This window comes from Leuconostoc sp. C5 (assembly GCF_056530425.1).
The window spans coordinates 82,939-98,858 of sequence record NZ_CP134351.1 but is presented as its reverse complement, the minus strand read 5'-3'; the positions used below and the strand labels follow the sequence as shown (position 1 = coordinate 98,858).

The following is a 15,920-nucleotide window of genomic DNA, read 5'->3' as shown; positions in this document are numbered from 1 at the left end:
CCCAAATTCTATAAAGTATCACTACTTTATACTTGACAGGTACATCAAAAGAAATATACCTTAACGCGATAACGGGCGCACCCGAATGACATTTACTCACATTAAGCTCATATCAATTTAACTCCAAGACCATTTTCCAAATTTTTATGATGCTAACTTTCACCTCACGTTAGCTCTCTACACAATCACTCTAATTTGTACTTATCTTTTCAAAGTTTTTGGTTATAATCATCTTATTGTATCCACATTGAATAATAATGTCAATGTTATTATTCGATGTCTTCCTCTGCTAATGCTTAATCAACATACTTATTTAAAATATTCACTAGCTGTTCGCTATTATGAAAGCCAGTTAGTCGTTCAACGATTTTCCCGTCTTTGTGCACTACCAAGGTAGGTATAGCTCGAATGCCAAGCGAAGCAGCTGTTTCTTGACTAATGTCTACGTCAACTTTAAAAAAATGAATATCATTTCTATCTTCAGATACAGTTTCTAACACAGGTGACTGCATCCGACACGGGCCACACCAAGTAGCCCAGAAATCAACGATAGAAACACCAGTTTCTACTTCTTCTTGATATTGTTCATCAGTTATTGCTTTTACTACCATTCTTAAAAATTCTCCTATCTATCATTTGTGGTTGTACCACTAAAATGTGCTAATAACCGGTTAGCTGTGTAGAAATACCATCTAGCAGCTGGCAACAGACCACGGTCGTCAATAATTAAATCATCATGATGCCAATCAGTTGTGCCTGCACTACCAATAAATGCAAAAACACTTGGTACTTTCTGACTAAAATACGAAAAATCTTCTCCTGCATTAGATGGTTTTGGTGTGAGTAATTTCGCATGTTGTTTGGTTTCTTCTATAACAATGGGCGTCAGCTCACTATCGTTATTAACAACGTTTGGACCTTCAATCCAGGAAATATCAACCGCCAAACCAAAAGTTGCAGCCTGGCCGTTAACAATTTGATAGAATTGTTCTCGAGCTAATTGACGACTGGCCTGGTCAAAACTTCGAACCGTACCCTCAAACCAAGCAACATCAGGTAATACATTCCATGTACTACCACCATCAATATGTGTAACAGAAACAACAACTGGACTTTGTGGATCTGTTTTACGGCTAACAACGGTCTGTAGCGTATTGACGGTGCTCGTTAAAGCAACAATGGGGTCATTCCCTAACTGTGGCATAGCCGCGTGTGTACCCTGACCACGAAAAGTAACTTTAAATTGATCAACTGCCGCCATCAATCCACCAGATAGAATGCCAATTTCGTTAACTTTCAGGTCCGGCTTATTATGAAAACCAATAATTGCATTCAAGTTTTTAATACCACCAGCTTCTGCCACAGCTTGGGCACCTACATGAATTTCTTCTGCGGGTTGAAAAATTAATCGAACCCTGCCGGTTAGCTTATTAGCTTGGTCAGCTAATAATTCTGCCGCTCCTAACAAGGAAGCCATATGGAAGTCATGCCCGCAAGCATGCATAATACCTTCATTAACCGATGCATAATTGAGCCCAGTTTTTTCGGCGATTGGTAAGGCATCAATATCTGATCTTAATCCAATAATTACTTTTGATTCACTTGGGCCTATTTCAGCAATCACACCAGTCAATAATTTTTGTGGTGTTACAATATGATAACCTAAAGTTTCCAAGTAACTATTTAAAAACAATGTAGTCTGGTGTTCTTGATTAGATAGTTCCGGATGTTGGTGCAGCTGATGGCGTACCTTGGTTAATTTATCTTCTAGTGTTTTGTCATTGATTGCCATTATATTGCCTCATGTTCTTATCCTGTTACTTTAAATCAGCTGTTGCGTCATACCCGAAGTATTTCTCAGATAGTTTTTTCAACGTCCCATCTTCCTTTAGTTTATTGATTGCTGGGTTGAGCTTCTTTAATATTTTTGCGCTTTCACTATCATCTTTACGGAAAGGCAAGGCAATATTTACAGTTGCTGCACTCCCTTTCACAACCTTCCAAGGGTAATTTTTGGCTTTGATTAACGCCTCTAAATTATTACGTGTGTTAACCACACCATCAACGTGCCCTGCTAGTAAAGCTTGAAAAGTGACGTCACGGGCATCATATAACTTAAATTTGATTTTACTATTATAGTCTTGCAAATTTTTGGTATTGTTTGAAGCAGATGCGCCAGCAATTGTCTTGCCTTCTAAATCATTTAATGTATTATAATCAGAATCTTTGTTAACTGCTACTGTTGTTTCTTCTTTGTTATAAATATTACTAAACTTGTACTTAGCTTTTCTTTCTGGTGTAATAGCAACATCATTAGCCACAGTGTCAAGCTTATTGTTATCTAGTTGCCCCAGCAAACCATCGAATTCACCAGTGACCCACTGTACTTTGTATCCTGCTTTTTTTGCTGCAGCATTGATTACGTCAACATCAAAACCAACTAATTTTCCTTTTGATTTGTATGCTGTTGGGAAGCTGGTTCCCGTCGCGCCAATTTTAAGCACTTTTTGTTTAGTATCTCCTTTGGCTTCGTTTTTATGGTTATTGGTTTGATAAATCAAACCGCCTACGGCAACAATAGCAATTAATACTACGACGATAATCACACTAATGATTGGGTTCCTTTTTTTCATACGCTCTTCTCTTTTCTTTTTTATTCAATACAGCTTATAAATAATTATTTTTTGAAACAGAATTTACAAAATCATTGACTCTTTTGGGACCATTGCTTGACAAGACTTGATCAGGCGATCCTTTATGGACAATTTGTCCATTTTCTAAGAAAATAATTTGATTTCCGATTAGTCGGGCGAATTCCATTTCATGTGTCACAATAACCATTGTTATATGCTGTTTGGCTAATGCCAGTATCGTTTTTAAAACACTTCCAACTAATTCAGGATCTAATGCCGAGGTTGGCTCATCCAATAAGACAACAGATGGTTTTGCTGCAATTGCACGAGCTATTGAAACGCGCTGCTGCTGTCCCCCTGAAAGTGAACTTGGATACTTATCTTGAAACGCCACTAATCCTACTTCCGATAAGACTGATGCAGCAATGTCATGTGCTTCATCCCACTTAGCCAATTTATTTAACAATAGGGGTGCCATCACATTCTCAATGACAGTCATATTTTTAAATAGATTAAATTGCTGGAATACCATTGTTGACTCCGATCGTAAGGATCGCGTTGATTTTTTGTTAATTTTACGGCCATCAATAGATGTTCCACCAATTTTTATAGTACCTTGAGAAGGTTCTTGTAACAGATTTAGTGTTCGTAAGAGCGTTGTTTTCCCTGAACCACTCGGTCCAACCAAAACCGTCACCTCTCCCTTCTCAACAGAAAAATTGATTTCCTGCAGTATTTTCTTTTTTTTAATTTCAACAGATAAATTATTTACTTCAATCAGAGCCATAATGTCTATCCTTTCTAACTATATGGCGTGTTCAGTACTCTCTCTACCCCAGACTGTGCCCATGAATAAAGAATAATTAACACCCAATATGTAAGACCGACCGCTAAATATGTTTCAAAATATTTAAATGAATCACCGGCCAACATCTTTCCTTCTGCAAAAACCTCTGTTATGCCTAAAGTAAAGGCTAACGAAGTTTCTTTTAACAAACCAACAAATGTATTACCCGTAGCAGGTAAGGCATTGATAAATGCTTGCGGTAAAATTACATAACGGAAAATTTTAAAACTTTTGATATTAAGTGACTGTCCTGCCTCTATTTGCCCTCTATCAACAGAATTTACCGCTGCTCTAAATACCTCAGATAAGTAAGCAGATTGCTTGAAACCAAGACCAATAACAGTGGCAATAATGGCAGGCAACCCTTTAAATATCGGGAAAATTTGTGGTAAACCATAATAGATTAAGAATAGCTGCACCAAAGCTGGCATTCCTCGAAAGAAAGATACATATATTGAAGCAAACCAATGAATAACCTTATAATGCGAAAAGTGTAGTAATGTAATTATGCCACCCAATACTATCGCTAATAACATAGATAGTGTTGCTAACAAAAGCGTCATCGGAATATATTTCACAAGTTCTGGAAATGTATTTACAAAGTAATGCCAATCAAAATTCATATTTCACCTACTCACTAATAACGTACTTTTGTTTTATTTTTATTTAGATATTTCTTCAATTGTTCAGACTCTAACTGGTCAAATTTTCTATTCAAAACTTTTACCATATACACTGTCAAATGATCCGGCGTTTTTTGTACCATCTCAACGGGTTGGTAACCAACTGAAGTATAAAATCTTTTTAACCAAGGATGTTCAACCGCTGTTCCTAAACTAACCATTGGAGCTTTTAGTTGTTTTTGAATGTACTCTTTTTCAACCCAATCAATAAGTTGTGTTGCATAACCTTGCTTTGAAAACTGACTATGAGTAGCAACCCATCCAAGATGAGGTATAGCATACGGACCTGGATTTTTTGACCAAGGTAACCTGACAGATACCGTCGCTACAATAGTATGATTTATCTCTGTCACAAAGGTTGCTGTGTTCTCGATATGTTCATCAATCTGTTGTAAAGTAACTCTTGCCGCTTGAAAATTAATACCTAGTTGTGTGTCACTCTTATACGCTTCATGTAATAAGAGCTGTAATTCTTTTACTTCATTTTTTTTAATGAATCGATTAGTAATCACTTTTCCTCCAGGGTAGCTGCTTTAAATTCTTGCAATAATGTTAAGCAATCCTGCTACCGATTTCGATGTCAATCCCGCCGTCAAAATATCGAATAATTCATTTTCATCTATCGACAATGCATGAGCTAATTTGACATATATCTCATCCATTGTTAGTGGATTCTGTGGTGACCCTTGGGGCCAATCAATATATATTGTATTGATAGATTTGTCAGTACGCACGAACTCAACTAGTATTTCCCTTTGATCAACAGCTATATTCTTTAAATCATTAACTCTTTTAAACAAATAACTCATCTCTTGAAACTTTTCTGTACTTACACTGCTATCAAAAAGTTTGTCATTCACATCCCCAAAGGTTAATATTTGCCACGCAATGTACTCAATTGAAAACTTTCCTTCTTGCCCATTCAATGGTTGCTTATACCGCAAGACCTTATCTCCAAAAGGTCTAAAATGGAAAATTACTTGCTTGATGTTTTTTATATTAATTCCCTGAAGGTAGCCCTGTTTGATTGCATCATACCCAGACATAGCAGCAGAGCAAAATTGATGTCGCTTAAACCAGATGCCAGGCGTGATAATTTGAGCAGGAGTTAACCATGTTGATTCTATTAAATCTAAATCTAATTCCTGCCCAACAACTATTTTTACCCAGCCTGTTTGATTGTTAAAAACATCTTGATTGGTTGTAAGTTGGCTGGACACAAATTGATAGGATTGCACCGCACGCTGTGCAGCTAACCCCGCATGCATTGGCTTAGTATCAGTACCTGCCTCTATTCCAAGACCTGCGGCTTGTGTAGCAGCAAATGATAAAATGTCGATAGTTTGACCCAAGGAAAAACGTTTAAAGAAAGCAAGGCTAGCAGCTGCAGCAATCGTACCAAGGGTTGCAGTTGTGTGGTACCCAGATAACTTGTGTGTTGGGTTGACTTGAAATCCAATTTGTCCAGCAATTTCCACCCCTACAATATAGGCCTCAAAAAATCTATCTGCACTTTCAGTCCCATCAGCAAGAGCTAACAAAGCTGAATAAATGACAACACTTGGATGGCCGCGAAAATTAGCTTGAACATCATCGAAATCATTGTAATGTGCAGCGAATCCATTAAATAATGCGGCATGATCACTACTAGCTGTACCAGCTTGACCTAAAAGCTTAGCCGGTCCAGCATTTTTGAGTGTGTCAAATAATCTTTTCACCGCTGGTTCATTTCTAGAAACATAGGCACTTGCTAAATAATCCACAAAGCATTTTTTGGCAACATTCAATTCGTCTATTTGGAACTTGGAATCTACAATTAACTGGGCTAACTTCCGAGTATTACTAACCAAATTTTTCTGCTCTGTCATTTGCTTCTTCCCAAATACTATCATCTGGCCCTAATGGAATAATTCGAGGCAGATCCTCTTGCGGTGTATGATCAACCTCATAAAAACGTTGACGCATTGATTCAAAATTAGTATTGTCGCCAAATGCAGGGATGGCATACAAATCCTTAGCGTAGTTCCACAAATTAGGATAATCAACTAAACGTTTTTTATTAACAAAATACTTTTGATAAAACACTAAGTCAAATCGTGACAGCGTGACATATAAATTAATATCTACTAATGTTATTTGGTCACCGAATAAGTAGCGTTGGTTGGCTAGGCGTTCCTCTAGCCAATCTAATCGATTAAATACTTTGTCATACCATTTTTTATAATCTGCTTGAGAACGTCCATGACCCGCCTCATTAACCGCATAATTGATGTCCATCAATATGATGTCACTCAACGCATCAATATCTGAACGCAAGTTCTTAGGATATAAGTCCGGTGCAGTTTCTGGTACATATTCTTGCCAGGCTAAGGCAAATTCTTTGATTAAATTATTATAATCATTGTTAACAACCTTACCGGTTTGAGTGTCAACGAGTGCTGGTACCGTCGTTCTTTTATCGTATGAAGGATCAGCTAACCGGTAAGCTTCCCCAAGTGAATGAATCCCTAATACTGGATCAACATCCCCATCATCTAACGTAAAGAACCAGTCTCCAACTACCCCAGCTGGTCTCAAAGGATCAACGATGCCATTAGAAATCACTTGATCTAAACCTAATAAATCAATACCAATGGCAATACGATTAGCCCAAGGGCAATGACGAGACCAAATCAAGCGATAACGGTTAGGTGTAACAGGAAGCGTACCGTCTGTAAACCGGGCTTTAAATTGGGGGCCTTGATAGGCTGAAAACTTTTCTCGTTCATTAAAATTGGACTTGTCTTTACCGTTGTCATATTCTTTTTGCTTTTGATGCGCTCGCGGATTAGCAACCTTTGATTGTGAAAAATCAATCGGACACGCCTGTAGTGTATCCGTTACCTCAATGTTTTCTAGTTCTTTTTGTAGTGTTTGATCACTCATACTGTTTCTCCTCAAATCTTTCTTTCGTCTATATTTTTTTAAGTATTTTAAATCATCATCTTTATATATCACCTTAACTAGGCTGTTTTCAGCTCTATTATGACCACCCCCTTTATTTCAGACCACAAAAAAGCAACCCAGCTAAAAATAGCCAGATTGCGGGACGAAAATCGTGTTACCACTCGCATTCAATAATCTATCACTAAATTATTCTCTTTAAGTTCTGTTTTTTAACAAAACTCTGTGCTATATCGGGCACACCCGGAATGAATTTACATACTTGCTCACCCATTCTATGACTCCAAGACCATTTTCAACTTATTCGTAACACCAACTTTCACCAATTCGTCGGCTCTCTTTCAGTTACTCTTTAAATTTACTTATCTTTTCTTTGTCTTTAAAACTGCAGTTACTTTTTTAAAGTTAAAATTGATAATTATAACTTAGTCGTAGACGATATAGGCTTGCTATCCGATATCAATATTGTTTCAAAGCCCACATCAATAAAAGCTGGAAAAATAGTTAAATCAATCCATGGAAACTTCTTTAATACAGTCAAAACATCATACAATTTATTGGTCATTACTTATTCTCCATTCATTTTATTCATCAACAAAAAAAGTCCCATAATCTTTGCATTATCTACAAAGATTATGGGACGAAAAACTCGTGTTACCACCCAAATTCTATAAAGTATCACTACTTTATACTTGACAGGTACATCAAAAGAGAGATACCTTAACGCGATAACGGGCGCACCCGAGCGGTATTCACGAACATGCTTATACCACTAACGACTCCAAGACCATTTTCAATTCATTCGTAATACTAACTTTCACCAAATGTTAGCTCTCTTTGATTACCCCTAAAATTTACTTATCTTTTCTTTGTCTCATTTATTTGTAATAACCTTACACTATTTATAATTATTTTGCAACCATTTATTTTTATTCTCATTGTTTTTTAATTACAAGTATTTTATTTCACAATTTTGGCAATATCCATAATTAATCGAACATATTCCCGAAATCAAATGAATTGACAAACGATCCCAATGGCTGTATTATTAACAGTTGTTAAATGATTCACATAAGGGAGAAACACTATGGTTACACTAAATAAACCAGTTGCATCACTAAAGGAGATCATTACTAAAAGTATTTTCTACGGATTTATTGCAGGGATGATTTCAGGAATGGTTAAAATCGGTTGGGAAAATATTTTGCCACCACGTACACTAGCTCGTAATGCCACTAACCCACCACAACATATGGCTGAACAGCTTGGCATTCCATCTAAACTAGTTCATTCATTCTTTTACTACTCTCAAGATCAAAAAGTATTTTGGTTCACATTGATTCTACACTTCTCATTTGCCATTGCGTTTGCAATACTATACGTATTTGTATCTCAATATTGGTCTAAAGTAGCTTTGTGGCAAGGTGCTGCTTATGGTATATTCCTTTGGATTCTTTGGCATATCATTATCATGCCTGCATTTGGAACAATTCCAGCTCCATGGAATCAACCTTTAGATGAACATATTTCTGAGTTCTTTGGGCATATTGTTTGGGCATGGTCGATCGCAGTGACGGTCTACTTCTTAATTGCTAAGGATAAGAATGGTCATTTAGAAAACGTATAATTCTACTTATTAAATAAAAAGAGACGCAACCTTTCGAGTTGCGTTTCTTTTTATTTGTAGCCTAATATTACCTTATTCACAAACTAATTAAAATTTAGGCTCACCAAGTGCATGTTGTGCCGCTAAGTTCAATAGACTCCATTGTCGGTCAAATCCTGGTTGGAAGAAAAAGTCGGCTTCAGCCAAATCTTCCAAACGAAGTCCGTGTTCGATCGCTAGCGCAATGACATTACCTTGAGCCGTTATATCATAAGTCGATAGCACCGCACCGCCTAAAATACGATGTGTCTGCGGATCATAGCCCAGCTCGACATAAACTTCAGTGTTCCCATTTTCTCGAGGAACGTAGTCGGGCCGTAAGGTATCTTGGTAGAAGGAGCTCTTCAAAGTAACACCTGATTTTTGGGCCGTTGTGGTATTTAATCCAGCCGTTGCAAAATGGTAATCGAACACACTTAACGCTGACGAGCCAACGACCCCTTTGAAAGGAACTGAGGGCTGATTTTCAAATAAATGTGCGATTATATAACGGACTTCACGCCGTACAACGGTTGCTAGTGCAATTGGTAATTTAGTTTGGGCAGGGATTGAATACGATAGAACCGCATCTCCCACAGCATAAACATCTGGTAAATTCGTCCGTAAATATTCATCCGTTTTAATCCAGCCTCGATCGTCTAAATCAATCACACCTTTCAACCAATTCGTATTTGGCTTAACCCCAGCGGCTTGAATAACTAAATCACTCGGGTACTTTCCCTCATCTGTTTTTACTGCCGTTACTTGACTAGTTCCTTCATAACTTTCGATGCGAACGCCAGTAACCACTTTTACACCTTTATCAGCTAACTCCTTTTCCAGAACAGCTGTTAATTCAGCATCTAAATAATTTCCCAAAGGGCGGTCAATCATATCAATTAAAGTAACATTTTTCCCGGCCTTAACACTAGCTTCCGCTGCCTCAACGCCAATGTAACCCGCACCAACAATTGTGATATTTTTAACATCGGGATTTTCTAACTTGGCCTTTATACTTGTTGCCCAATCTTTACCACGCATGAGGTAGACATTTTCTAAATCGGTCCCTGGAACAGGTAGACTATTTGGTGTCACGCCTGAACTTAATATCAGCTTATCATAGCTATATTTCTCAGTACTACCGGTAGTAACGTCTTTGACAGAAACTGTTCTATCATCAGCATCAATTGCCAGTACCTCGTGGTTACTGTAAATTTCTGCGCCCAGCTGTTCCATATCTTCAGGACGGAAATTACGAACATCATTAACATCAGTAACACTATTTTCCAAATATAATTCCATGCCGCAAGACATGAATGAAATAAAATCACCGGCTTCAAACAACTTGATGTCAAGGTTCTTGTATTTACGAGTTAGTTCTAGAATAGCTTGATGTCCCCCATGAGATGCACCAACTATAATAATCTTTGTTTTTGACATTCCTAATTCCTCCTTAATATTGTTATCCTTTTCCTACCTACCATGCTAGAACAATTCTAAACAGAAAGCAATCGTTTTGATTTTTTGACAAAAAAGAACAGCTATATCAAATAGCTGCTCTAAACTTGCTTGTTCTTAAATAAAGTCATCACTTTTATCTACAGGTAGCTGATAAAGATGTTAATTGAAAATCATAAATTTTGAAATAAGATAATTTACAATTACCGATAACACTTGTATCAAAATAATTGCTAGAAAACTATTTAGTTCCGTACTATTTGAAGCGAATTGGTTTACTATTGGTAATGAAAAAGGAAATAGCTTAAAGTTTACTTGATTAAGAAAGAAAATATGAATAAAAATATTGCTATATTTTTCGATCATAACGTAGGTTAAAAAGAAGTCAATTCCGGCCACAAATAACCGTCCCCAAAGGAATCTGACGAACTGAACGAACACGCTTTTTGTTTGTTTGGTTGTAAAAACAAACAGTTTATTAACAACAAATGCGAATATAATGGTCAGTGTCTGCGAGATTAGGACAGGCAGCATTGTGTCATCAAATATTTTCATGGAAATGAGTCGAACGATTAAATATACTATGGTCGTTGCCACACCCCAGAAAATATACTTCATTTTTTCAGAAAGTAAATATTTACGCAAAACGATTCGTCTCCATTCAAATCCAAAGAGTACTTTGATTACTATTGAACAATATCATTATCAATTGTATTATGCTTGAAAATCACTTCATGGCATAGTCATCAACTTGACGTAGCTTTTCCACGAATGGCCCTGTTTCAGTTTCAATTTGAAATAAAGGTCGTTGCTTCACTTCAGTAAATATTTTGCCAATATAAATACCAACAATCGATATTGCTACCAAGTTAATGCCTCCCAGTAACCAAATGGAAATCATCAAAGATGACCAACCTGCTTCTGTGTTTCCAATCATTTTTTCAAATATTGTGTAAACAATTTCAATACTGGCGATGCTGATGACAAGAATGCCTAAATTAAATAATAAACGAATCGGTTGAACACTGAAACTGGTAATGCCATCAATAGCAAAACTCAACATCTTTTTTAATGGATATTTTGATGTACCTGCCTGACGTTCACCACGTTCATAGAAAACTTTATCTGACTGAAAGCCAACTAGCGGTACCATAGCGCGTAGAAAAACATTTCGCTCAGGTAGTCGCAGTAATGCTAGCACGGCAACACGACTCATTAATCTAAAGTCGGCGTGATTTGGTACCATTTCAACACCTAAGAATGATGAAATTTTGTAAAAGGTTAGTGCCGTATTACGTTTGAACCATGTATCGGTTTTTCTACTGGATCTGACCCCATATACGATTTCATTGCCCGCTTTATATTTAAGCACCATTTTTTGAATAATATCTGGATTATCTTGCAAGTCAGCATCTAGTGTTATAACAATGTCCGCTAATTTAATACTCTCTGACATTCCTGCTAATAATGCTGATTGGTGGCCAAAATTACGAGATAACTTGACACCAATTAAATCAGAATTTAATTGTTCTTTTTCTTGAATAATTTCCCATGTATTGTCTACAGAGCCATCGTCCACAACCATAATAAAACTATCGTCGCTAATGAGATTTTTTTGAATCAAAGTCTCTTTAATCGTATTCAATTTGGACAAGGTTGTAGGCAAAACTTCCTGCTCATTATAGGCTGGTAAAATCAACCCAAGTCTTGGTGTTGTAAATCTTGTCAGCATATTTAAAGTATTCTCCTTTCTTATTCGTATATATTTGATAGATCATATAGCGTTGTACTTTGTGATTGTCCACCCATTTGTTGCGTTGGGGAACTTTGATTTGACGTACTAGAACTATATGTGACCTTAGTACCATTCTTTTTAACCCAAGTTAGTATTTTACTAATTTGACCACTTGAAGTTTTACTATTATTACCCATAACGAAGTATTTAAGTTGTCCCGACTTGACTAGCTTCTTAAACTCGGATAGAGACATCGTTGGATCAGTACCGTTATAACCACCTATAGCCATAACTGCTTTGCCTGATTTGATAATATATCCAGATGCTGAATTAGAATCTGTTGTAGCAAATAAGTATTTAGCATTGCCTTGATGCTTCTTAGTGTAGCTCAATAATTGATTATTGACTTCCCCGCCCATATCACTGCTTCCGGTTTGACTTAGCAAGGAAGGACTAGCGGCTGGTATTGCTGCAGAATTGTGCGACAATGTTGGTGTTAACGACCACCAGCCTGCCATTAATAAGATACTAATTGCCGACAAGACAATTTTTATTTTGTTATTGATTTGTATAGGCAATAACCACCAGATAGATAAGCCAATTGCTACAATAATCAAGATAATGCTGATAATTTGATAATATGACCATACATAGTACGCTTGCAGTAGAAGCGTTGTTAATACGGCAACACTGACTACTATTCGTGCGATCATTGATTCTTTATTGCTTTGAGCAGACATTTTCACAACCGCCGCTACGCCAATTGCTGTCAGTGCAGCAATCGCAGGGGCTAGCATAATTGTGTAATACGGGTGAAAGAAGCTAGCAACTGAGAAAAATCCATAGACTGGAACGAACCAGCCCGCCCAGAGCAGAACCTCGGATTGTTCCTCAGAAACATGGTACCATTTAGCACCACGTTTTCTAAATCCAAACCAACCAGCAATAAGTCCAAGAATTGCAAGTGGCAGATACCAACCAATTTGTGAACCCAAATCTGATTGGAAAAGCCTAAATGGTCCAGCTGATCCAATAGCAAATGCACTGTTACCGCCACCCTGGCCACCTTGTGCTTGTCTGGTCATTTTTCCTGACTGACCAGGTGCTTTGCCTTTAGCCTGTTTTGCGTTTTTATTTGTAGATTGGTTTGGTGGCGTGCCAGTTGGCGCTTTACCACCGTTTTGTTGTCCGGTCGGTGCCTGTCCGGTCATTTTACCAGTTGGCGCTGACCCGCTCGGCTTTTTACCACTCGGAGCACCGTTATTTTTTTGAGTTCCTGTTGATTTTTTGGTACTTCCCATGCCAGGGAAAGCACCGCCGGTTCCTGTTGATTGTCCTAACAATCTTTCGGTACCGTTATATCCAAATGCTAGCTCCATTAATGAATTCGTTTGTGAGCTACCAATATATGGTCGACTAGATTGGTCAACAGAATCAACTGCCAACGGGTAGGCTACTGTAAAAATCGATAAGGAAGCCATACCAACAACTAACCAAGCAATTTTCTTTTTCCACGGTAGTTTGATTGCTACCCAATAATAAACAAGCATTGCTGGTAAAATCATGAAGGCTTGTAACATTTTGATGTTGAAGCCCACACCAATCAAACCAAAACTGACAATGACTAGCCAAATATTTTTCTTAGCGACTGCTTTTTGTAAAATATATACAGCTAAAAGCAAGAAAAATACCAGTATAGCATCCATATTATTTGTGCGACTATTAGCAACCACCGTTGGCGTTAATGTCAAAATCAAGGACCCAATTCGTCCGGCCAATAAACCAAACTTTGGTGCTAATAATTTATACATTAAGTAAACAGATCCTATACCCGACAAAACACTTGGTAAAACAACCGACCAGCCATGTACACCAAATATTTTAGCTGATATGGCCATTAGCCATAATGCAACTGGCGGTTTGTCAACAGTAATAAATCCTGCTGGATCAAAAGCGCCGTACCAAAAATTCGACCAACTTTTTGTCATCGAGGTAATAGCCGCCGTATAGTAGCTATTAGCACTACCAGCATCCCATATACCCCAACCATACAAAAAGGCACTTAGTATTAAAATACCGACTAAATACCAATCTGTTTTTTGCATTCTTTTTAATTGCAAAACTGCTACCTCCTTATTCAGATAAATTTATTGTAAGAGTGGATTAATATATGTAAGTTAAACAAAAATTAATTCAACATTAAATCAATGCATTTTTACATTGACTTAATGCATAAAAATAGAAAGCATAACATGCAAATATGCACCTTATGCTTTCTATTTTCCCTCAGTATTTTCTATCCAAACACAACCCCATTTATTAAATGTAATTAACTCGTCATCCGTCGAATATGCAGGTAAGTAAATACCCCTATAGGGACAGCAGTCATAACAATCGTTGCTACAAAACGCAATAAACTATATCCAAGACTGCTACTATCAATCAAATGCTGTATTATCGTAAATAAATAATACCCAGGAAACAACTTTTGAACAGCACTGATAATCGTGACGAATCTTCCTGTGGTCCACGTATCAAAAGGTATAATCAATAATGCCCAAACCATCATAATTGGAAAGGATAACGCATCCAACACTTTGTTATCGGCTACGATGCCCATCGCAAATCCTATTAAACAAAAGTATACTCCCAAGATCTGACACAACAAGACCTCAAAAATAAAATTAATGTCTACTTGTATTGTCTGCATAACAACACCACAAATGGTTACAGTTAACGCAATGAGGACATTTAAAATCAACTGAATCATCATTTGATCCAACACCCAATTTTTTATACCATAACGCGAGGTTTTAGCCTGTAAAAAGTAAAAATTTTGACTACGATTAATGGTTTTTCCAAACGTAACAACCGAGTTGCCCATAATACCCATTACGCAAGAAGCAACAAACCAAATACTCGAATAACGATGAGTAAAGAACCCGGCAGACTTTGCTATATTAACCATGAATATGTACCACATTACTGGTGAAATAAGTGTAAATAAAATGAAGCGTCTATTTCGAAACGTTTCCTTTAATTCTATATATGTAATCATCCTGTATCACCCCTCGTTATTATTATACTTACGGTACCATTCTTCAATTGTCTGATTATTAGAATGTATTTCCGTCACTTTTTCATCTTGTACAATCACGCCGTCTTTTAATAACAAAACACGATTAAAATACCGATCAATTTGATTAAAATCATGTGTAATAGTCAAAACACTACCAGCAACATGATCCATATAATTCCAAAAGAAATCAATAGATTCTAAATCCATGCCAACTGTCGGTTCATCTAGAATCAAAAGCTTTGAAGAACTCATTACACTTAACAATAATGCAAGTCTTCTTTTTTGACCGCCAGATAGATCACTGATTCTGACATTAGCTTGTTCTTCCAAATGAAACTTTTGCAATAACCCACTAACAAATTGCGTTGAATAAATGCGATGAATGCCGGCAGAAAGAGCGATATGTTCTGCCAATCGAAGCGTTTCTATTAAAGTATTTTCTTGGGGCATAACATTTAAATCCTCTTTGGGATCAAATAATCTTTCGATGTGACCTTCATCTGGTCGTAGCATGCCCGCAATAATATTTACAATAGTAGACTTACCCGAACCATTGCTCCCTAATAATGCAATGCGATCCTTACCATAAATTTCTAAATTCACATCATTTAATACTGGTTTTTTAAAGCCTTTACGAACGGCCGTCAACTTCAATAATAATTCTTCTGGGCTCTGTTGTCCGGCCAATAAATAATTTAAATCAACTCCAAAGATGTCCGCTAACGCAATAAGTTTATCAATGTCTGGTTCAGCATCCCCACGCTCCCATTTTGAAACGGATTGACGCGAAACATATAACTTTTGAGCAATAATCTCCTGCGATAAACTTTTCTTTTGCCGTAACATATTGAGCTGATAACTGAATATATTTTCCATATTTTAATTCCCTTCACTTTG

16 protein-coding genes and 2 other annotated features (1 of these 18 running past the window's edge) are annotated in these 15,920 nt (G+C 37.0%); of the genes, 1 reads left to right on the top strand and 15 read right to left on the bottom strand.

Annotated elements, in window-relative coordinates; genetic code table 11:
- Positions 1 to 222 (bottom strand) — a binding site (T-box leader) (it extends 27 nt beyond the left edge of the window).
- Between the two features lie 74 nt (positions 223 to 296).
- The 9 genes from trxA to RHP56_RS00515 form a co-directional block, all read right to left on the bottom strand.
- The gene (trxA, locus tag RHP56_RS00555; RefSeq protein WP_010291094.1) at positions 297 to 611 is read right to left on the bottom strand and encodes a thioredoxin; all 315 of its coding nucleotides are present in this window, start codon (positions 609 to 611) and stop codon (positions 297 to 299) included.
- A gap of 14 nt (positions 612 to 625) precedes the next feature.
- Entirely contained in the window at positions 626 to 1,792 is a 1,167-nt protein-coding gene (locus RHP56_RS00550) for an amidohydrolase (RefSeq protein WP_102753401.1), read from the bottom strand.
- A gap of 25 nt (positions 1,793 to 1,817) precedes the next feature.
- Entirely contained in the window at positions 1,818 to 2,633 is an 816-nt protein-coding gene (locus RHP56_RS00545; RefSeq protein WP_011679082.1) for a transporter substrate-binding domain-containing protein, read from the bottom strand.
- 34 nt (positions 2,634 to 2,667) lie between these two features.
- Complete coding sequence (locus RHP56_RS00540) at positions 2,668 to 3,420, bottom strand: amino acid ABC transporter ATP-binding protein (protein ID WP_011679081.1); 753 nt, start codon at positions 3,418 to 3,420, stop codon at positions 2,668 to 2,670.
- 14 nt (positions 3,421 to 3,434) lie between these two features.
- On the bottom strand, positions 3,435 to 4,103 hold the full coding sequence (locus RHP56_RS00535) for an amino acid ABC transporter permease (RefSeq protein ID WP_102753402.1): 669 nt from the start codon (positions 4,101 to 4,103) through the stop codon (positions 3,435 to 3,437).
- 14 nt (positions 4,104 to 4,117) lie between these two features.
- On the bottom strand, positions 4,118 to 4,675 hold the full coding sequence (locus tag RHP56_RS00530) for a GNAT family N-acetyltransferase (RefSeq protein ID WP_011679080.1): 558 nt from the start codon (positions 4,673 to 4,675) through the stop codon (positions 4,118 to 4,120).
- A gap of 21 nt (positions 4,676 to 4,696) precedes the next feature.
- Positions 4,697 to 6,031 carry an MmgE/PrpD family protein gene (locus RHP56_RS00525; RefSeq protein WP_102753403.1) on the bottom strand — a complete coding sequence of 445 codons (1,335 nt, stop codon included), beginning with the start codon at positions 6,029 to 6,031 and terminating at the stop codon, positions 4,697 to 4,699.
- A complete protein-coding gene (locus RHP56_RS00520; RefSeq protein WP_011679078.1) occupies positions 6,006 to 7,088 on the bottom strand; it encodes a glutathione S-transferase C-terminal domain-containing protein in 1,083 nt (360 codons plus the stop codon). Before RHP56_RS00520 ends, RHP56_RS00525 begins: the two co-directional genes overlap by 26 nt.
- A 436-nt stretch (positions 7,089 to 7,524) precedes the next feature.
- Positions 7,525 to 7,671 carry a hypothetical protein gene (locus RHP56_RS00515; protein WP_014324168.1) on the bottom strand — a complete coding sequence of 49 codons (147 nt, stop codon included), beginning with the start codon at positions 7,669 to 7,671 and terminating at the stop codon, positions 7,525 to 7,527.
- Between the two features lie 68 nt (positions 7,672 to 7,739).
- Positions 7,740 to 7,985: a binding site (T-box leader), on the bottom strand.
- A gap of 208 nt (positions 7,986 to 8,193) precedes the next feature.
- Here RHP56_RS00515 and RHP56_RS00510 point away from each other — a divergent pair.
- Positions 8,194 to 8,733, top strand: a complete 540-nt coding sequence (locus tag RHP56_RS00510) for a YagU family protein (RefSeq protein ID WP_011679077.1) — start codon at positions 8,194 to 8,196, stop codon at positions 8,731 to 8,733.
- 87 nt (positions 8,734 to 8,820) lie between these two features.
- Here RHP56_RS00510 and RHP56_RS00505 read toward each other — a convergent pair whose 3' ends face one another.
- The 6 genes from RHP56_RS00505 to RHP56_RS00480 all read right to left on the bottom strand — a co-directional run bounded on the left by RHP56_RS00505 (position 8,821) and on the right by RHP56_RS00480 (position 15,899).
- Positions 8,821 to 10,191: an FAD-dependent oxidoreductase gene (locus RHP56_RS00505; RefSeq protein WP_050884117.1), complete on the bottom strand. Its 1,371-nt coding sequence runs from the start codon at positions 10,189 to 10,191 to the stop codon at positions 8,821 to 8,823.
- Between the two features lie 180 nt (positions 10,192 to 10,371).
- The gene (locus tag RHP56_RS00500) at positions 10,372 to 10,827 is read right to left on the bottom strand and encodes a GtrA family protein (RefSeq protein ID WP_223316390.1); all 456 of its coding nucleotides are present in this window, start codon (positions 10,825 to 10,827) and stop codon (positions 10,372 to 10,374) included.
- 109 nt (positions 10,828 to 10,936) lie between these two features.
- A complete protein-coding gene (locus RHP56_RS00495; RefSeq protein WP_102753742.1) occupies positions 10,937 to 11,941 on the bottom strand; it encodes a glycosyltransferase family 2 protein in 1,005 nt (334 codons plus the stop codon).
- A gap of 20 nt (positions 11,942 to 11,961) precedes the next feature.
- The gene (locus RHP56_RS00490) at positions 11,962 to 14,064 is read right to left on the bottom strand and encodes an ArnT family glycosyltransferase (protein ID WP_102753743.1); all 2,103 of its coding nucleotides are present in this window, start codon (positions 14,062 to 14,064) and stop codon (positions 11,962 to 11,964) included.
- Between the two features lie 209 nt (positions 14,065 to 14,273).
- Complete coding sequence (locus tag RHP56_RS00485) at positions 14,274 to 14,912, bottom strand: hypothetical protein (RefSeq protein ID WP_242824525.1); 639 nt, start codon at positions 14,910 to 14,912, stop codon at positions 14,274 to 14,276.
- A 96-nt stretch (positions 14,913 to 15,008) separates the two neighbouring features.
- Positions 15,009 to 15,899 (bottom strand): XRE family transcriptional regulator, encoded by an 891-nt coding sequence (locus RHP56_RS00480; RefSeq protein ID WP_102753744.1) that lies wholly within the window; start codon positions 15,897 to 15,899, stop codon positions 15,009 to 15,011.
- Positions 15,900 to 15,920: the final 21 nt, after the last annotated feature.

Coding starts and splice junctions, on each gene's coding strand:
- trxA (WP_010291094.1), bottom strand. CDS start 611: ATGGTAGTAAAAGCAATAACTGATGAACAATATCAAGAAGAAGTAGAA.
- RHP56_RS00550 (WP_102753401.1), bottom strand. CDS start 1,792: ATGGCAATCAATGACAAAACACTAGAAGATAAATTAACCAAGGTACGC.
- RHP56_RS00545 (WP_011679082.1), bottom strand. CDS start 2,633: ATGAAAAAAAGGAACCCAATCATTAGTGTGATTATCGTCGTAGTATTA.
- RHP56_RS00540 (WP_011679081.1), bottom strand. CDS start 3,420: ATGGCTCTGATTGAAGTAAATAATTTATCTGTTGAAATTAAAAAAAAG.
- RHP56_RS00535 (WP_102753402.1), bottom strand. CDS start 4,103: ATGAATTTTGATTGGCATTACTTTGTAAATACATTTCCAGAACTTGTG.
- RHP56_RS00525 (WP_102753403.1), bottom strand. CDS start 6,031: ATGACAGAGCAGAAAAATTTGGTTAGTAATACTCGGAAGTTAGCCCAG.
- RHP56_RS00520 (WP_011679078.1), bottom strand. CDS start 7,088: ATGAGTGATCAAACACTACAAAAAGAACTAGAAAACATTGAGGTAACG.
- RHP56_RS00515 (WP_014324168.1), bottom strand. CDS start 7,671: ATGACCAATAAATTGTATGATGTTTTGACTGTATTAAAGAAGTTTCCA.
- RHP56_RS00510 (WP_011679077.1), top strand. CDS start 8,194: ATGGTTACACTAAATAAACCAGTTGCATCACTAAAGGAGATCATTACT.
- RHP56_RS00505 (WP_050884117.1), bottom strand. CDS start 10,191: ATGTCAAAAACAAAGATTATTATAGTTGGTGCATCTCATGGGGGACAT.
- RHP56_RS00500 (WP_223316390.1), bottom strand. CDS start 10,827: ATGAAGTATATTTTCTGGGGTGTGGCAACGACCATAGTATATTTAATC.
- RHP56_RS00495 (WP_102753742.1), bottom strand. CDS start 11,941: ATGCTGACAAGATTTACAACACCAAGACTTGGGTTGATTTTACCAGCC.
- RHP56_RS00485 (WP_242824525.1), bottom strand. CDS start 14,912: ATGGTTAATATAGCAAAGTCTGCCGGGTTCTTTACTCATCGTTATTCG.
- RHP56_RS00480 (WP_102753744.1), bottom strand. CDS start 15,899: ATGGAAAATATATTCAGTTATCAGCTCAATATGTTACGGCAAAAGAAA.